At 70.5% G+C, this 17,051-nt stretch carries 12 protein-coding genes; 6 read left to right on the plus strand and 6 right to left on the minus strand.

Annotated elements, in window-relative coordinates:
* Window positions 1-34: 34 nt before the first annotated feature.
* Together NYO99_RS06175 and purN are read right to left on the minus strand one after the other, a co-directional pair.
* On the minus strand, window positions 35-1,297 hold the full coding sequence (locus tag NYO99_RS06175) for an RsmB/NOP family class I SAM-dependent RNA methyltransferase (RefSeq protein WP_268166213.1): 1,263 nt from the start codon (window positions 1,295-1,297) through the stop codon (window positions 35-37).
* Between the two features lie 27 nt (window positions 1,298-1,324).
* Window positions 1,325-1,957, minus strand: a complete 633-nt coding sequence (gene purN / locus NYO99_RS06180; protein WP_268166214.1) for a phosphoribosylglycinamide formyltransferase — start codon at window positions 1,955-1,957, stop codon at window positions 1,325-1,327.
* Window positions 1,958-2,028: 71 nt separating this feature from the next.
* Here purN and trpS point away from each other — a divergent pair, with 71 nt between their 5' ends.
* The 3 genes from trpS to NYO99_RS06195 are packed head-to-tail and all read left to right on the plus strand — an operon-like array spanning window position 2,029 to window position 4,804.
* Entirely contained in the window at window positions 2,029-3,030 is a 1,002-nt protein-coding gene (gene trpS / locus NYO99_RS06185; RefSeq protein WP_268166215.1) for a tryptophan--tRNA ligase, read from the plus strand.
* Window positions 3,031-3,041: 11 nt separating this feature from the next.
* Window positions 3,042-3,437 carry a DUF3717 domain-containing protein gene (locus NYO99_RS06190; protein WP_268166216.1) on the plus strand — a complete coding sequence of 132 codons (396 nt, stop codon included), beginning with the start codon at window positions 3,042-3,044 and terminating at the stop codon, window positions 3,435-3,437.
* A gap of 23 nt (window positions 3,438-3,460) precedes the next feature.
* On the plus strand, window positions 3,461-4,804 hold the full coding sequence (locus NYO99_RS06195) for an MATE family efflux transporter (protein ID WP_268166217.1): 1,344 nt from the start codon (window positions 3,461-3,463) through the stop codon (window positions 4,802-4,804).
* Window positions 4,805-4,852: 48 nt separating this feature from the next.
* Here the strand turns inward: NYO99_RS06195 and NYO99_RS06200 are convergent, their stop codons facing one another.
* The 4 genes from NYO99_RS06200 to ettA form a co-directional block, all read right to left on the minus strand.
* Window positions 4,853-6,223, minus strand: a complete 1,371-nt coding sequence (locus NYO99_RS06200; RefSeq protein WP_268166218.1) for a sensor histidine kinase — start codon at window positions 6,221-6,223, stop codon at window positions 4,853-4,855.
* 2 nt (window positions 6,224-6,225) lie between these two features.
* A complete protein-coding gene (locus NYO99_RS06205; RefSeq protein ID WP_268166219.1) occupies window positions 6,226-6,942 on the minus strand; it encodes a response regulator in 717 nt (238 codons plus the stop codon).
* 92 nt (window positions 6,943-7,034) lie between these two features.
* On the minus strand, window positions 7,035-7,541 hold the full coding sequence (locus NYO99_RS06210) for a Spy/CpxP family protein refolding chaperone (protein ID WP_268166220.1): 507 nt from the start codon (window positions 7,539-7,541) through the stop codon (window positions 7,035-7,037).
* A gap of 125 nt (window positions 7,542-7,666) precedes the next feature.
* On the minus strand, window positions 7,667-9,331 hold the full coding sequence (gene ettA / locus NYO99_RS06215) for an energy-dependent translational throttle protein EttA (protein WP_268166221.1): 1,665 nt from the start codon (window positions 9,329-9,331) through the stop codon (window positions 7,667-7,669).
* A gap of 157 nt (window positions 9,332-9,488) precedes the next feature.
* On the opposite strand from ettA, the gene NYO99_RS06220 reads away from it, so the two are divergent.
* The 3 genes from NYO99_RS06220 to NYO99_RS06230 all read left to right on the plus strand — a co-directional run bounded on the left by NYO99_RS06220 (window position 9,489) and on the right by NYO99_RS06230 (window position 17,044).
* Window positions 9,489-11,066, plus strand: a complete 1,578-nt coding sequence (locus NYO99_RS06220) for an ABC transporter substrate-binding protein (protein ID WP_268166222.1) — start codon at window positions 9,489-9,491, stop codon at window positions 11,064-11,066.
* Window positions 11,067-11,243: 177 nt separating this feature from the next.
* Window positions 11,244-12,746 (plus strand): DEAD/DEAH box helicase, encoded by a 1,503-nt coding sequence (locus NYO99_RS06225; protein WP_268166223.1) that lies wholly within the window; start codon window positions 11,244-11,246, stop codon window positions 12,744-12,746.
* A 74-nt stretch (window positions 12,747-12,820) separates the two neighbouring features.
* Complete coding sequence (locus NYO99_RS06230; protein WP_268166224.1) at window positions 12,821-17,044, plus strand: DEAD/DEAH box helicase; 4,224 nt, start codon at window positions 12,821-12,823, stop codon at window positions 17,042-17,044.
* Window positions 17,045-17,051: the final 7 nt, after the last annotated feature.

Raw genomic sequence — 17,051 nt, forward strand, 5'->3', positions numbered from 1 at the left:
CAGGCGAGAAAATCGGCGCGCCTTTTGACGGTGATCAAGCGCGGCGTTCCCACGCCACGGCGAAGAAGCCGTCCGTCGCGTGCCGGTGCGGCCAGAGCCGCAAGGCCCCGTTCTCCACCAGCTCCCCAGCTCGCTCGACCTGGGCCTTGGCCAGCGCCTCCTCGGCAGCCAGCGGCTGGAAGTCCGGGTGGGCGGCAGCGAACTCGGCGGCAATGACCTCGTTCTCCGCATCCAGCAGGCTGCAGGTCGCATAAACGAGCCGACCGCCCGGCTTCACCAAGCGCGCGGCGCTGGCCAGGATGGCGCGCTGCTTGTCCTGCAACTCAGCCACGGCCTGCGGCGACTGGCGCCACTTCAGGTCCGGGTTGCGGCGCAGGGTGCCCAGGCCCGAGCACGGGGCGTCCACCAACACGCGGTCGATCTTGCCGGCCAGGCGCTTGATGCGGTCATCTCGCTCGTGGGCGATCTGGGCCGGGTAGACGTTGGACAGCCCGCTGCGCGCCAGTCGCGGCTTTAGCGCGTCCAGCCGATGGCCGGAAACATCGAACGCATACAGGCGACCGGTGTTGCGCATCAGGGCACCGAGGGCCAGCGTCTTGCCGCCGGCACCGGCACAGAAGTCCACCACCATCTCGCCGCGCTTGGGTGCCAGCAACAGCGCCAACAACTGGCTGCCCTCGTCCTGCACCTCGACGCCGCCGCTCGTGAACAGCGCCAGCTTGTTGATGGCCGGCTTGCCGTCGATGCGCAGACCGACCGGCGAGTAAGGCGTAGGCACCGCGTCAATGCCGGCGGCCGCCAACTCAGCCTGCGCGTCCTCGCGCTTGAGCTTGAGCGTGTTGACGCGCAGGTCCAGTGGCGCCGGCTCGTTCAGCGCGGCAGCCAGACGCCAGAACTCGTCCTCGCCCAGCCGCTCGCGCAGGGGCTCGGCCAGCCAGTCCGGCAGGTTATGCCGCAGCCGTGGCGCCAGGCTCTCAACCGCGATGGCCTGCACCTGGACCAGCCACTGCTGCTCCGCCGGGCTGAGCGCTGCGCGCAGGAAACTGTCACTGCCGCGCCAGGCGAGCATGGCCAGCCGGCGCGGCATGGGCCCACTACCGCTCTGGGCCAGGTTCTGGAACTTGACCCGCTCGCGCAGCAGCGCGTAGACGGTCTCCGCCAGGCTGGCGCGCTCGCGCTGGCCGAGGTTCTTGTGTTGTCGGAAGAAGGCCGAAACGGTGGAGTCGGCGGGCGCGTCGAGCTTGTTGACGACGGCGATCAGCTCGGCACAGAGCTCGAGCAAGGCGTTGGGATGCATCGCGGCATTATCCCAAGCCTGTGCTGGCTACCCCAACAGCACGTGCTGGGCGGCGCCATCGCGGTGGTGCACGCGCTCGCCACTCCACACCAGCGCCTCCTCGACGAACCAGCGCACCGACTGCGGGTAGATGCAGTGCTCGGCAGTCAGCACGCGGGCCGACAGCGCCTTGGCGTCATCCCCCGGCAGCACCGGCACGGCGGCCTGCATGACGATGGCGCCGTGGTCCAGCTCGGCGGTGACGAAATGCACCGTCACGCCGGCCAGCTTGCAGCCCATCTCGATGGCCCGCTCGTGCGTGTGCAAGCCCGTGAAGGCCGGCAGCAGCGACGGATGGATGTTGAGCATGCGGCGCGCGTAACGGGCCGTGAAGCCCGGCGTCAGGATGCGCATGAAGCCGGCCAGCACGACAAGGTCGGGCGAGAAGCCATCGATGACGCGTGCCAGCTCGGCATCAAACGCCTCGCGGCTGGCGTAGACCTTGTGGTCCACCACCGCGGTGGGAATGCCATGTGCGGCGGCGAACTGCAGGCCACCGGCGTCGGGCCGGTTGCTGATGACAGCAGCCACCTCGGCCGGCCAGCCTTCGGCCGCGCAGGCCTTCACGATGGCCTCCATGTTGGAGCCCCGTCCCGAAATCAGAATCACCAGTCGCTTCATGGAACAGAAGTGTAGGTGGCGCACCCCTGCCGTTCGGCAGGGCAAGCCGCGTGAACGACAATCCGCGCCCCATGACGACACCCGTCCTTACCCGCCCGCGCGTGCTGTCGGGCATGCGCCCAACCGGCGCACTCCACCTCGGCCATTTCCACGGCGCACTCAAGAACTGGGTGCAGTTGCAGGACACGCACGACTGCTTCTTCTTCGTCGCCGACTGGCATGCGCTGACCACCCAGCGCCCCAGCGGCGAGACGCTGGCACGCCATGCCTACGACATGGTCACCGACTGGCTGGCCGCCGGCATCGACCCCGAGCGCTGCACGCTGTTCCTGCAAAGCCGCATGCCCGAGCACGCCGAGCTGTTCACGCTGCTGGCGATGTGCACACCGTCCAGCTGGCTGGCGCGCATGCCCAGCTACAAGGACCAGGTCGCCGCGGATCCCGAGCTCGCCACCTACGGCTTCCTCGGCTACCCGCTGCTGCAGGCGGCCGACATCCTGCTCTACAAGCCAGCCGGCGTGCCGGTGGGCGAGGACCAGGCCGCCCACGTCGAAGTGACCCGCGAGGTCGCACGGCGCTTCAACCGGCTCTATGCCGAGGCCTCGCCGGTCTTCGCTGAACCGCAGGCGCTGCTGACCGAGACCGCCCGCGTGCCGGGGCTGGACGGCCAGAAGATGAGCAAGAGCCTGGACAACGCCATCGCGATGCGCGATGAGCCCGAGACAACGGCGGCCAAGATCCGCACCATGCCGACCGATCCACAGCGCGCGCGCCGTACCGACGCCGGTGACCCGGCCCGCTGCCCCGTCTGGCCGCTGCACCAGATCTACACCGACGACGCCACGCGCGCCGCCTGTGACGCCGGCTGTCGCACGGCCTCGATCGGTTGCCTGGACTGCAAGCAGCCACTGATCGAAGCCATCCAGAAGGAGCAGGCCCCCTGGCGCGAGCGGGCTGCGGCGCTGGACCCGCAGCAGGTCAAGTGGACGCTGGAGCTGGGCACTGAACGCGCCCGTGCCGTGGCGCGCAAGACGCTGCGCGAAGTGCGCGGCGCGATGGGGCTGGTCAGTTGAGCAGCGAGCGGGTGCATGTCACCGACCTCGAAGCCGCCATCAACTGGTGGCGTGAGCGCTCGCCCTCCATCGACAGCGTCAGCGCTGCGCCCGAGGTGTGTGCGCTCGCCGAAGCCTACGCGCTGCTGGCCTGGCGCCGCGCAACCGACATCGAGGTCGACGCGCTGAGCGATCAGGCGCTGGGCGCCTGGTTGAGCTGGTACGAGACGACACCCGACTCGCCCTGCATCGCCATCTGCTCCACCGCCCAGGGTGATCCGCTCTGCAAAGGCTGCGGTCGCAGCTTCGAAGAAGTGCAGCACTGGCCGGTGCTGGGGCCGTTCGAGAAGCGCCTCGTCTGGCAGCGCATCACGCAGGAAGGCACAGCCTGGCGCTTCAACCGCTATGCCGAACGGGTGCTGAAGTGACGCAGGCCGAGCAGCTGGCAGGCATGAGCAGAATCCGCTTCGTCGACTCCGTTCGCCGCCTCGTTCCGCAGGCCTGGCCCGTGCTCGTGGGCCAGCTCGCCGTGATGATGTTCAGCACGGTGGACACGCTGATGATGGGCCGCGTGGGCCCGCAGGACCTGGCTGCACTGGCCGTGGGCTCGGCCGCCTACGTGACCATCTTCGTCGGCCTCATGGGCGTGGTGCTGGCGGTGGGGCCCATCGCGGGCCGGCAGTTCGGCGGCGGCGACCTGCACGGCGCCGGCCAAAGCTTCGTGCAGTCGCAGTGGCTGGCCGTGCTACTGTGCGTGCCGGGCTGCCTGCTGCTGTGGTTTCCCGACCCCTTCATCGCGCTGGCGCAACTGGACGCCACGCAGGCGGACAAGGTGCGCGCCTACACGCGGCCCGAGGCTTTCGCACTGCCGGCGGCGCTGCTGTTCACCGCCTTCCGCGGCTTCTCCACCGCCGTCAGCCGGCCCAAGGCCGTCATGGCCATGCAGCTCACCGGCCTCGCGGCCAAGGTGCCGCTGAACGCCGTGCTGGTGTTCGGCTGGGGCCCCATCCCGGCGATGGGTGTGGGCGGCTGCGGCTGGGCGACGGCCATCGCGATGACGGCGCAGGCACTGGTGGCGCTGACGCTGCTGCGCCGCGACGCCTTCTACCGCCCCTTCGCCGTGCCCATGCTGTGGCACACCCGGCCCGACCGGCAGGCGCTGGCGGGGCTGGTGCGGCTGGGCCTGCCCATGGGTGGGTCCATCCTCGTGGAGGTGACGGGCTTCACCTTCATGGCCTTCTTCATCGCCCGGCTGGGCGCCACGCCGGTGGCCGGGCATCAGATCGCCGTCAACCTGGTCGCCATGATGTTCATGACCGCGCTGGCCCTGGCGACGGCCGCCGGCACGCTGGTGGCCCAGCACCTGGGCGCTGGCGAGAAGCGCGAGGCCCGCATCGTCGGCCGGCATGCGATGGCACTGGCCGCGCTGGTGGCTGCCGGCCTGGGTGCCGTCGTCGCGCTGGCGCGCGAGCCCATCGTGGCGCTCTACACCAGCAACCCCGAGGCCGCCGCCGCCGCGCTGCCGCTGCTGGTGTGGGTGTGGTTCTTCCACCTGGGCGACGCGCTGCAGACCGTGGCGGCCTACGTGCTGCGCGCCTACCAGGTGGCCACGCTGCCCATGATCATCTACGTCATCGCGCTGTGGGGGCTGGGCATTGGCGGTGGCTATGTCGTCGCGTTCGGCGCGGGCGGCAACGGCGCCGTGGGCTTCTGGCAAGCCGCCACCGCCGGCCTGCTCGCAGCGGCGCTGCTACTCAGCCTGCTGCTCAAGCGCGTCTTCAACGAGAACCGCTGACCGCGTCACCGCGGCATTCCCCGTGACGCCTGATGGCGACGCGCCTCGTCAGTGCTTGCTGGCCGGCAGGAAGATGACGAAGCGGCTGCCGCCGCCGTCGCGCGCCAGGCAGCGCACGCTGCCGCCGTGCCGCTCGGCGATCTGCTTGACCAGGCTCAACCCCAGGCCCACGCCGCCCGCCATCTCGGCGTGGCCGGGCAGCCGGTAGAAGGGCTCAAAGATGCGCTCACGCAGCTCCGCCGGCACACCGGGCCCGCGGTCCGCAACGTCGATCTCGTAGCCACCAGCCACCGGCCGCAGGCCGAGCTGCACGTCCGGGCCGCCATAGCGGCGCGCGTTCTCCAGCAGGTTGCGCACCGCGCGGCGCAGCAGGCGCTCCTGCCCGTCCACGCTGGCGGCGCCAGTTTCGGGCTCGAAGGCCACCTCGGTGCGCGCGGCCTCCTCGGCCGCCAGCGCCAGCAGGTCCACCGGCTGGCTGTCGCCCAGGGCGCTGCCGGCCTCGAGCCGGCTGGCCAGCAGCACCTCTTCGACCAGCGCATCCAGCTCGGCAATGTTGACGTCGATCTCCTGCGCCAGCCGCTGCCGCTGGGCGGGCGCTGCGTCGTCCAGCATCGCGAACGCCATCTTCAGCCGCGCCAACGGCGAGCGCAGCTCATGGCTGGCATTGGCCAGCAGCGTCTGGTGGGAGCGAAGCAGCGTCTCGATGCGCGCGGCCGCCTGGTTGAAACTGGCTGCCAGGGCGGCCACCTCATCGCGGCCGCTGTCGTCCACGCGGTGATGCAACTGGCCGGCGCCGAATTGCTCGACACCGCCCTTGAGCGCCTCCAGCCGGCGTGTCAGCCGGCGCACCACCGGGTAGGCCCCGGCCGCCACGCCGACGAAGAGCAGCAGCAGCACCACGGCCAGCGTCGACAGCTGCGTGCTGCCGGGCGCCCCGGCACGCGCCGTCCAGGGCGCGTTCCACAAGCCTTCGTCCGGCCGGCCGCCGCGCCCGCCCGCCCCGGGGCCCGGGCCACCCGGCCCACCCGGCGCCGCTGGGGGGCGCACGGTGCGCACCATGTCCAGCGTGCGCCCGTCGCCCAGGCTGGCGCGGATGATGACCACGCCCGGATCATCCACACGCCGCTGGAATGCACCGGTGGCCGCAATGCGGCCACGCTCGTCCTCCAGCGCCAGCGGCATGCGCAGGCGGCCGGACCATTCCATGAATGCCGCCGCTTGCTCGCGACGCGGCGCCGTGGCCGGCGGCAGCGCCAGGCGCAGCAACTCGGCAATGGCGTTCAGCCGCTCGCTGGCGGCGATCTCGACATTGCCGCGCTCCTGCTCGATATGCCGCTGGAACAGCCAGGCCGAGCCGAACGCAAACGCCAGCAGCAAGGCCACCAGCGTCAGGTAGATGCGCAGGTAGAGGGACTTCAAGATCAGCCGGCGTCGCCGTCAGCGTCCTGCTTGCGCGCAAACACATAGCCCGCACCGCGCACGGTCAGCACACGGCGCGGCGTCTTGGGGTCGTCCTCGATGACCGCGCGGATGCGCGAGATGTGCACGTCGATGGAGCGGTCGAAGGCCTCCAGCGGGTGGCCCTTGAGCGCGTCCATGATCTGGTCGCGGCTCAGCACACGGCCCGGGCTTTGCGCCAGCACGACCAGCAGGTCGAACTGGTGGCTGGTGAGATCGCAGATCTTGCCGTCCAGCCGCGCCACGCGGGCCGCGAGGTCGATGTCCAGACGGCCGAAGCGCAGCACCTCGTCGCCGTCCAGCTTGGGCTCCAGCCGGCGCAGCAAGGCCTTGATGCGGGCCTGCAGTTCGCGCGGCTCGAAGGGCTTGGCGAGGTAGTCGTCGGCGCCGAGCTCCAGACCCAGGATGCGGTCCATGGGTTCGCCACGGGCCGACAGCATCAGCACCGGCTGGTGGCGCCAGCGCGGGTCGCCGCGCAGCCAGCGGCAGAAGTCCAGCCCGTCACCGTCAGGCAGCATGATGTCCAGCACCAGCAGGTCGAAACGGCTTTGCGCCAGCGCCTCGCGCGCCTGCGCCAGGCTGCCGGCCGTGCTGACATCGAAGCCGGCCGCGCGGAGGTAGTCACCCACCATGCCGGTCAGGCGGGCGTCGTCATCGATCAGCAGCAGTCGGGCAGTCATCGGCAGGTTCTGCGAAGGAATAAAAGGCCGGCGCGGCACGGCGCCGGTGGTTCTGGGCTCAAGCATCGCAGAACTCCTGGCCGCTCACGGGCTCAGCGGCGCTGTTCGGCGCGCTCGGCCATGCGCGCCTGGCGCTTCTTGGCCAACGCCGCGATCTTGGCGCGCTGCTCGGGCGTCAGCACACGGGCAGCGTCAATGCTGGCCTGGCTCATGCGCTTGGACGCGGCGTCATGCTGCGCGCTCATCTGCTGACGCAGCGACTCGATGGCTGCCGCATCGATGTTGGGCGCCGCGTAGAGCGCTGCCAGTTGCTGGCGCAGCTTGGCGCCGGTCTCGCGCTGGCCCGACAGGTCCTGCCGAGCGGCCTGGAAGATGCTCTTGATCTGGCTGCGCTGGGCGTCCGTGGCGTCCACGAGGTCGAGCATGTGGCCGCCGAAGCCGCCCATGCCACCCAACGGGCCGCCCGCCATCATGGCGTCCGGGCCGCCGTGGCGACCATGGCCACCGCCGGGCATGGCCTGTGCAGCCACGCCGCTCAGGGCCAGCGCCGCAGCCACGGTGCCGACGCGCAACAGGTTCTGGATCTGGAAGGCTTTCATCACGGGTCTCCTGAAGGAAGGGGGTGTGATGAGCATCTTCTGAGCCCCCTGTTGGGGATCTTTGGGGCTGCGGTAAAGAACTGTGAAACACGGCCAAGGCGCGTATCGCGCCTTGGCCGTCCACCTTACTTGATGGGCTTGAAGCGCATGCGCTTGGGGCGCGCGCCTTCCTCACCCAGGCGCTTCTTCTTGTCGGCTTCGTACTCGTGGAAGTTGCCGTCGAAGAAGAACCACTGCGAGTCGCCTTCGCAGGCCAGGATGTGCGTGCAGATGCGGTCCAGGAACCAGCGGTCGTGGCTGATGACCATGGCCGAGCCGGCGAACTCCAGCAGCGCCTCTTCCAGCGCGCGCAGGGTTTCGACGTCGAGGTCGTTGGACGGTTCGTCCAGCATCAGCACGTTGCCGCCCTGGGCCAGCGTCTTGGCCAGGTGCAGGCGGCCACGTTCACCGCCGGAGAGCGAACCCACCAGCTTCTGCTGGTCGTTGCCCTTGAAGTTGAAGCGACCGAGGTAGGCGCGGCTGGGCATGACGAACTTGCCCACCACGATGTTGTCCAGCCCGCCGGACACGTCTTCCCACACGGTCTTGCTGCCGTCCAGGCTCGCGCGGCTCTGGTCCACGAAGGCCAGCTTGGCGGTCTTGCCGATCTTGACGGTGCCCGAATCCGGCTGCTCCACGCCCTGGATCATGCGGAACAGCGTCGACTTACCCGCGCCGTTCGGGCCGATGATGCCGACGATGGCGCCGGCCGGCACCTTGAACGACAGGTTGTCGATCAGCACGCGGTCGCCGAAGCTCTTGGAGACGTTCTCGAACTCGATGACTTCATTGCCCAGGCGGTCCGCCACGGGGATGAAGATTTCGTTCGTCTCGTTGCGCTTCTGGTATTCGACGTCGCTCAGTTCCTCGAAGCGGGCCAGACGCGCCTTGCTCTTGGCCTGGCGGCCCTTGGCGTTGGAGCGCACCCACTTCAGTTCTTCCTTCATGGCCTTGGCGCGCGCGTCTTCCGACTTCTGCTCCTGCTCCAGGCGGCGTTCCTTCTGGTCCAGCCAGTCGGAGTAGTTGCCCTTCCAGGGAATGCCGTGGCCGCGGTCGAGTTCCAGAATCCACTCGGCCGCGTTGTCCAGGAAGTAGCGATCGTGGGTGATGGCCACCACGGTGCCCGGGAAGCGCTGCAGGAACTGCTCCAGCCACTCGACCGACTCGGCGTCCAGGTGGTTTGTCGGCTCGTCCAGCAGCAGCATGTCGGGCTTGGACAGCAGCAGGCGGCACAGCGCCACGCGGCGCTTCTCACCGCCGGACAGCACGCCGATCTGCGCGTCCCACGGCGGCAAGTTCAGCGCGTCGGCGGCCAGTTCCAGCTGCAGGTCGGTGTTCTCGGAGCCGGCGGCGGCAATGATGGCCTCCAGTTCGCCCTGCTCGGCGGCCAGCGCGTCGAAATCGGCATCCGGCTCGGCGTAGGCGGCGTACACCTCGTCCAGGCGCTTCTTGGCGGCCAGCACGCCACCGATGCCCTCTTCCACGGCTTCGCGCACGGTCTGGTCCGGATCGAGCTTGGGCTCCTGCTCCAGGTAGCCGATCTTGATGCCAGGCATCGGGACGGCTTCGCCCTCGATCTCCTTGTCGACGCCGGCCATGATCTTCAGCAGCGTGGACTTGCCCGAGCCGTTCAGGCCCAGCACGCCGATCTTGGCGCCGGGGAAGAACGACAGCGAGATGTCCTTGAGGATGTGGCGCTTGGGGGGAACCGTCTTGTTGACGCGGTTCATCGAGAACACGTACTGGGCCATGGGCAAATCCTGTGTGGCTGAAATGGCGGCAGGCCCCGGGAGGGCCTGCGATGCCCGCTATTGTCGCCGACACGGCGCGCGCGATCTCGGGGTTTGCACGTGGGCACACCGCCGGCCAGGCCGGGACACTCCGTCCACCACCATTGCGGGAGAGGTTATGCGCCGGCTGCTTGTGCTGCCACTTGTGCTGTTGGCGTGCGTCGCCCAGGCCCAGACGCTGCGCTGGGCCGCCCAGGGCGACCTGCAAACCACCGACCCGCATGCCGCGAACGAGGTACAGACCAACTCGCTGAACGGCCAGGTCTACGAGCCGTTGATCCAGCGCCTGCCCGACCAGAGCCTGGCGCCAGCGCTCGCCGTCGAATGGACGCAGGCCACGCCGCTGCTGTGGCGCGTGAAGCTGCGCCCGGGCGTCAAGTTCCACGATGGCACGCCGTTCACGGCAGAGGACGTCGTGTTCTCCCTGCAGCGCCTGCGCGACCCGGTGTCGCCCTACCGCGTCTACGCCAATGCGGTGGGCGTGCCCAAGGCCGTGGACCCGCTGACGCTGGTGTTCGCGCTGGACAAGCCCAACCCCATCTTTGCCGAGCACCTGGTCAGCCTGAGGATCATGAGCAAGCGCTGGGCCGAGGCCAACCGCGTCACGCGGCCACTGGACCTGAAGGCCAAGGAGGAGTCCTACGCCAGCCAGAACGCCAATGGCACCGGGCCCTTCATCCTCGTCAGCCGCCAACCGGGCGTGAAGACCGTGTTCAAGCGCAACGCCGCGCACTGGGGCCGCAGCCTGCCGGGCCGGGGCAATGTGCAGGAGTTGGTGTTCATGCCCATCAGCATCGACGCCACGCGCACCGCGGCGCTGATCTCCGGCGAGGTGGACTTCGTGCTGGACCCGCCGCCACGGGACGTCGAGCGCTTGCGCGGCATGCCCGAGCTGAAGGTGGTGGACGGCGTGGACAACCGCATCCTCTTCATCGGCATGGACCAGGCGCGCGACAAGCTGCTCTACGGCCAGGTGCCCGGCGACAAGAACCCATTCAAGGACCTGCGCGTGCGCCGGGCGCTCTACCAGGCCATCGACATCGACGCCATCAAGACCAAGATCATGGCCGGCTTCTCGGTGCCCACCGGCGGGCTGACGCCGTCGTCGCTGGGGGCCTACAACGACGCCAGCCTGGAAACCCGCCTGCCCTACGACCTGGCCGCCGCCCGCCGCCTGATGGCCGAAGCCGGCTATGCCGACGGCTTCGAGGTCACGCTGGACTGCCCCAACAACCGCTACGTCAACGACGAGAAGATCTGCCTGGCGCTCGCCAGCTTCTGGGCCCAGCTCAAGGTGAAGGTGAAGGTCAACGCCATGCCGCGGGCGCTGTACTTCCCCAAGATCGACAAGTACGACACCAGCCTCTACCTGCACGGCTGGGGCGGCGGCAGCACCGATGCCGAGACCATGCTGACCCCCATCCTGCGCAACCGCGGCGAGCAGGGCGTGGGCATCTCCAACAACGGCGGCTGGGTGAACGACAAGGCCGACGCGCTGGCCGGCGCCTCCACCGTCGAGACCGACCCGAAAAAGCGCGAGCAACTCATCAAGGGCGCACTGGCCGAGTACCGGCAGCAGGTCAACATCATCCCGCTGCACCGGCAGATGATCCCGTGGGCCATGCGTGCCAACGTGCGCGTGCTGCACTCGGCCAACAACTGGCTCAGCGTCGAATGGGTCACCGTTTCTAAATAAGCCCCACGGCACCAGCCGTTAGAATCGCCGCCAACGCCGCGCTCTCAGTCTTGCGCGGCGTTTCATTTTTTGAGCCCCCGCACGCGGCCTGGCTTGCCCGAAGACTGGTGTCGCCTCCCCGGCGTCACGGCAAGCCCCGGTGTTTTGTTGGCGTGCCCTCCCCTTCTCTAGGATTCGATGAGTTTCGACACCCTGGGCCTGGCAGCGCCGCTGCTCAAGGCCATCGCCGACGCCGGCTACACGGCCCCCACCCCGATTCAAGCCCAAGCCATTCCCGCCGTCCTGAAGGGCGGTGACCTGATGGCCGGCGCCCAGACCGGCACCGGCAAGACCGCCGGCTTCACGCTGCCCATGCTGCACCGCCTGCAGGCTGGCCAGCGCACGCTCGACAAGCGCGGGCGCCCAGCCGTGCGCGCCCTGGTGCTGACGCCCACCCGCGAACTGGCCGCCCAGGTCGAGGAAAGCGTGCAGACCTACGGCAAATACCTGCCGCAGCTCAAGAGCATGGTCATGTTCGGCGGCGTCGGCATGCAGCCGCAGATCAACAAGCTGCGCGACGGCGTGGACATCCTCGTCGCGACGCCCGGCCGCCTGCTGGACCACGCCAACCTGGGCAACCTCGACCTCTCCAAGGTCGAGATCCTGGTGCTGGACGAAGCCGACCGCATGCTGGACATGGGCTTCATCCACGACATCAAGAAGGTGCTGGCCCTGCTGCCCGCGCAGAAGCAGTCGCTGCTGTTCAGCGCCACCTTCAGCGACGAGATCAAGAACCTGGCCGACCGCCTGCTGAACCAGCCGGCGCTCATCGAGGTGGCCCGCCGCAACCAGACCAACGACCAGATCGCGCAGAAGGTCCACCCCGTGGGCCGCGAGCGCAAGAAGGAACTGCTGGTGCACCTGATCAAGAGCGGCGACTGGCACCAGGTGCTCGTGTTCGCCCGCATGAAGCACGGCGCCAACCGCCTGACCGACTACCTGAATGACCAGGGCATCAGCGCCATGGCCATCCACGGCAACAAGAGCCAGAGCGCGCGCACCAAGGCGCTGGCCGACTTCAAGTCGGGCGACCTGACCTGCCTCGTTGCCACCGACATCGCCGCCCGCGGCATCGACATCGACCAACTGCCCCACGTCGTCAACTTCGAGCTGCCCAACGTGCCGGAGGACTACGTCCACCGCATCGGCCGCACCGGCCGCGCCGGCGCTCAGGGTGAAGCCGTCAGCCTCGTCTGCGTGGACGAAAACGGCTTCCTGCGCGACATCGAGAAGCTCATCAAGCGCGAGATCCCCAAGGAAATCGTGCCGGGCTTCGCGCCCGACCCCAACGAAAAGGCCGAGCCCATCGTGCTGGGCCGCACCGTGCTGAACCCCAACGGCAGCCGGGGCCGCAACCCCAACCCGCCGCAGCACGCCGGCCGCGGCGGCCGCCCGGGTGGCGGTGGCGGCGGTGGCCGTGGCGGTGACAACCGCGGCGGCCGCCCCAGCGGCGGTGGTGGCGGCGGTGGCGGTGGTGGCCGTCCGCAGGCCCACGCGGGCCACGGTGGCGCCAAACCTGCCGGCGCGCACACCGGCCATGGCGGCGCCCGCACCGCGCCCAAGCCGCAAGGCCAGCCCGGCCGTGACGGCGGCGCCCCGCGCCACAACAACGGCCCGCGCCTGACCCAGCCCAAGCGCTGAGTCACCCAGCTCGGCTGACACGGCCTGCCCTCCACGGGGCAGGCCGTTTTTCTTGGCTGATCTAATCCCGCGCCATGGCCCGCCCCCCCATCGACAACGTCCTCAAGTTCCCGCTGCCCGACGGCAGCCTCGTCAGTGGCGACGAGATGCTGCGCCGAGCCCGCAACGCCAGCGCTGCTCACCAGCCGGCATCCACATCGCTGGCCGAGGCGGACCTGCAGGCCTTGGTCGATGCCGCGCTGCTGCTGGGCGGCACCGTCAGCATCAACACGCTGCTGCAGTGGCTGAAGCTGGCCGAGTGCCGGCGCGCCGATGGCAGCGCCTTCGACCTCGCGTCCGTGCGCGACGGCTTGCAGGCGCTGGTGGCCCAGGGCCGAGCCGAGTCGCTGCTGGGCAAGGGCACGCGCGTCGCGCTGGCCGACCATGTCGAGCGCCTGCAGGACCTGCTGCTGACGCCGCAGGCCGAACACCACTGGCGCCGCTTCCTGTGGCTGCAGGGCCCGGGCCGCGGCGATTGGCGCGAGCCGGTGGGCTGGGTCAACTTCCGGCACGAGGACGACATGCGCACCGCGCTGCGCCTGATGCTGTTCTCCGGCATGCCGGCGGCCGAGTTCGATGCGCTGCTCAGCACCCGGCTGAGCGCGCTGCAGGCCCCGCTGCTCACCGTGCAGGCGCTGACCGAGCCCTTGTGCCCGCGCCTGCTGGGCCAGCTCGACCCGGAACTGCGCGACCGCCTGCTGGGCCTGGTGCTGGATGTGCTGCGGCCGCAGTACTCGGTGCGCGCCGCGCTGCGCGCCTGGCTGAACGCCCACCCCGGCCCGCTGGCCCTGCCCATGCGCGCGCGGCTGGCCGAGGCCCACCTCCAGGCGCTGGCGCTGGACGACGCCGAGCGCCAACTCGACGGCCTGACCGGCCCCGGCGTCACGCTGCTGGCCGCCACCCGCGCGCTGACGGCCGGCCGCTGGGCCGAGGCCGCGACGGCGTTCGAAGCCGCCATCAAGGCCATCCACACCGCCGGCCGCAGCCGCCGTGGCGCGCTGCCGCTGGACACCGCGCGCGGGTACCTGCTGGCGCTGCTGGCCCAGGACGACCCCAAGGCCTGGGCGAAAGCGCGCAAATACGCCATCGCCGAGTCCGGCTCGCGCAGCCCCACGGCCTACGAGGCCTGGGGCCTGTGGGCGCATGGCATCGGCGTACGGCTGGGCGAGGACAGCTTTCTGGAGGCCGCGTTCGCGCCCCATGCGCCCGGCGACGCCGCGCCCGAGGACCGCCTGCTGCTGTGCGCCTGGCTGGGCAAGCCGGCGCCGGGCTGGACACCCGCACAGGCCGCACTGCTGCTGAACGCCCTGCTGCCCGAGCAGGCCCTGCTGGCGGAGTACCTGTCCGACGCGCTGCAGCGCCTGCACCTGGGTGGCGCCGCGCCGACGCGCGTGGTACCCATGCTCAGCGCGCCGCGCCCGGCCTGGCGGGATGCGCTCGCCGCCATCGCCGGCCTCAGCGACGACGGCAAGCCCGGCGACGCCGCCAACAAGGTCGAGCTGGCCTGGCAGCTGACGCTGGACGCCGCCGGCCGCGTGCACACGCTGGAGCCGCTGGAGATGAGCACCGGCGCGCGCGGCGGTCGCAAGTTCAAGGCCGTCACGCTGGCCAAGCTGAAGAAGCAGGGCGCGCAGCGCAGCCGCGACAACCTCGTGCTGCGCCACATCGAGCGCGATGCCTGGGCCGGCGTTCACGACCTGCGGCTGGACGTCAGCGCCGCGCTGGTGGCGCTGCTGGGCCACCCGCACCTGATGTTTGCCGACGCGCCGGGCCAGTGGGTAGAGCTCAGCGAAGGGCTGCCCGAGCTGGAGGTGCGCCGCGTGGCGCATGAGGGCAGCGAAGCGTTCGAATTCCACCTGCACCCGCCGCTGATCGCCACCGACGCGCCGCACGTGGGCGCGCTGTTTGGCGCCCAGGCCGAAGCCGAGCGCGAGCGCCGCAACACCCAGCGCGTGCTGCGCGAGGGGCCGGGCCGCGCGCGGCTGATCCGCATCACGCCCACGCAGCGCCGCGTGGCCGAGCTGGTGGCGCAGGGCTGGCGCGTGCCGGCCGACGCCACCACCGAGCTGGGCGCCGCGCTGCAGGTGCTGACCGGCCACTTCCAGCTGCACTCCGACGCCGAGGCCGGCCAGCGCGTGGCCGGCGATAGCCGCCTGCATGCCCGCCTCACGCCGCAGGGCGAGGGCCTGCAGCTGCTGCTGGTGGCCCAGCCCTTCGGCGACTTCGGCCCCGCCGTCACGCCCGGCCAAGGCCGCGAGCGGCTGATGTGCCTGCACGAGGGCGTCAGCCTGGCCACCGAGCGTGACCTCGCCGCCGAGGCCGCGCACCGTCACGCCGTGCTGGACGCCCTGCCCTTCCTGGCCCCCGAGCAGCCGCCCGACCAGCCCTGGCTGCTCGCCGACGCGGAAGAAGCCCTGGCCGCCGTCGAGCGCCTGCCTGCCTTGCCCGGCATCGCCGCGCTGGCCTGGCCCAAGGGCAAGCCGGTGCGCGTGCTGCCCGTGAACGGCCAGGCGGTGCAGATCAGCGTCAGCAGCGGACGCGACTGGCTGGGCGTCAGCGGCGAGGTGCAGGTCGAGCCCGGCCGCGTGCTGGCGCTGCAGGAGCTGCTGGCGCTGAGCCGGGCCAGCAAGAGCCGCTTCGTGCGGCTGGCCGAGGGCCACTACCTGGCGCTGTCCGAGCAGTTGCGCCAGCAGCTCCGCGACCTGGACGCGCTGGGCCAGGTCAAGAAGGGCGAGCTGCAGCTGCCGCAGGCCGGCGCCGCCTGGCTGGAACAAGGCCTGGCCGGCGTGCAGCTGGGCGGTGACAAGACCTGGCACGCCCGCCTCGCCCAGCTGAGCGCCGCCGCCGCGCTGCAACCGCAGCCGCCGAAGGCGCTGCGCGCGCAGCTGCGCACCTACCAGGCCGAGGGCTTTGCGTGGATGAGCCGCCTGGCGGCGGCCGGCTTCGGCGCCTGCCTGGCCGATGACATGGGCCTGGGCAAGACCGTGCAGACGCTGGCGCTGCTGGTCGAGCGCAGTGCCCTCGGGCCGGCCCTGGTGCTGGCGCCCACGTCCGTCTGCGGCAACTGGGCGGCCGAAAGCGCCAGCTTCGCGCCGGGGCTGAACGTGCAGGTCTATGCCGAAGCCGCCGACCGCACGGCGCTGCTGCGCGCCGCCGGCCCGGGCGATGTGATCGTGGCCAGCTACGCGCTGGCGCAGATTGACGCCGAGGGCTTTGCCAGCCGGCGCTGGGCCAGCCTGGTGCTGGACGAGGCGCAGGCGCTGAAGAACGCCGCCACCAAACGCGCCCGGTCCGTCGCTGAGTTCGACGCCGACTTCCGGCTCGCGCTGTCGGGCACGCCGGTGGAGAACCGGCTGGCCGACCTGTGGTCCATCATGAACCTCGTCAACCCCGGCCTGCTGGGCACGGCGCCGCAATTCAACGAGCGCTTTGCCGGCCCCATCGAGCGCCAGCAGGACACCGCCACCCGGGCGCGGCTGCGCCGCCTTGTCGCGCCCTTCCTGCTGCGCCGCACCAAGGCGCAGGTGCTGCAAGACCTGCCGCCCCGCACCGAGATCGTCCACCGCGTGGAGCCCAGCGAGGCCGAGCGCCATTTCCTGGAAGCGCTGCGCCGCGACGCGCGCGCCGCCGTCGCCCAGGCCGCCGCCGACCCCGAGCGCGGCGCGCCCATGCAGGCGCTGGCCGAGCTGATGCGGCTGCGCCGAGCGGCCTGCGACCCGCGCCTCGTGTCGCCCGAGCTGGGCCTGGTGGGCAGCAAGATGGCCGAGTTCGAACATCTGGTGCGCGAGCTGGTGGCCGGTGGCCACAAGGCGCTGGTGTTCAGCCAGTTCACCGATTACCTGGATCTGCTGGCCGAACGCCTCGTGCAGATGGGCGTGGCCCACCAGCGCCTGGACGGCAGCACGCCGCAGGCCGAGCGCACCCGCCGCGCCGCCGCCTTCCAGGGCGGGGACGGCGACGTGTTCCTCATCAGCCTGAAGGCCGGCGGCTTCGGCCTGAACCTGACGGCGGCCGACTACGTGCTCATCGTCGACCCGTGGTGGAACCCCGCTGCGGAAGACCAGGCCAGCGGCCGCGCCCACCGCATGGGTCAGCAGCGGCCGGTCACGGTCTACCGGCTCGTCACCGCGGGCTCGGTGGAGGAGCGCATCGTCGAGCTGCACCGCGACAAGCGCGGGCTGGCCGAGGGCATGCTGGAAGGCGACGGCCAAGCGGCACCGCTGGATACCGCGGCGCTGCTAACCTTGCTGGCTTCTTGATTTGAAC

The sequence above is a fragment of the Roseateles hydrophilus genome, assembly GCF_026712245.1.
Taxonomy (GTDB): Bacteria; Pseudomonadota; Gammaproteobacteria; order Burkholderiales; family Burkholderiaceae_C; genus Pelomonas; species Pelomonas hydrophilus.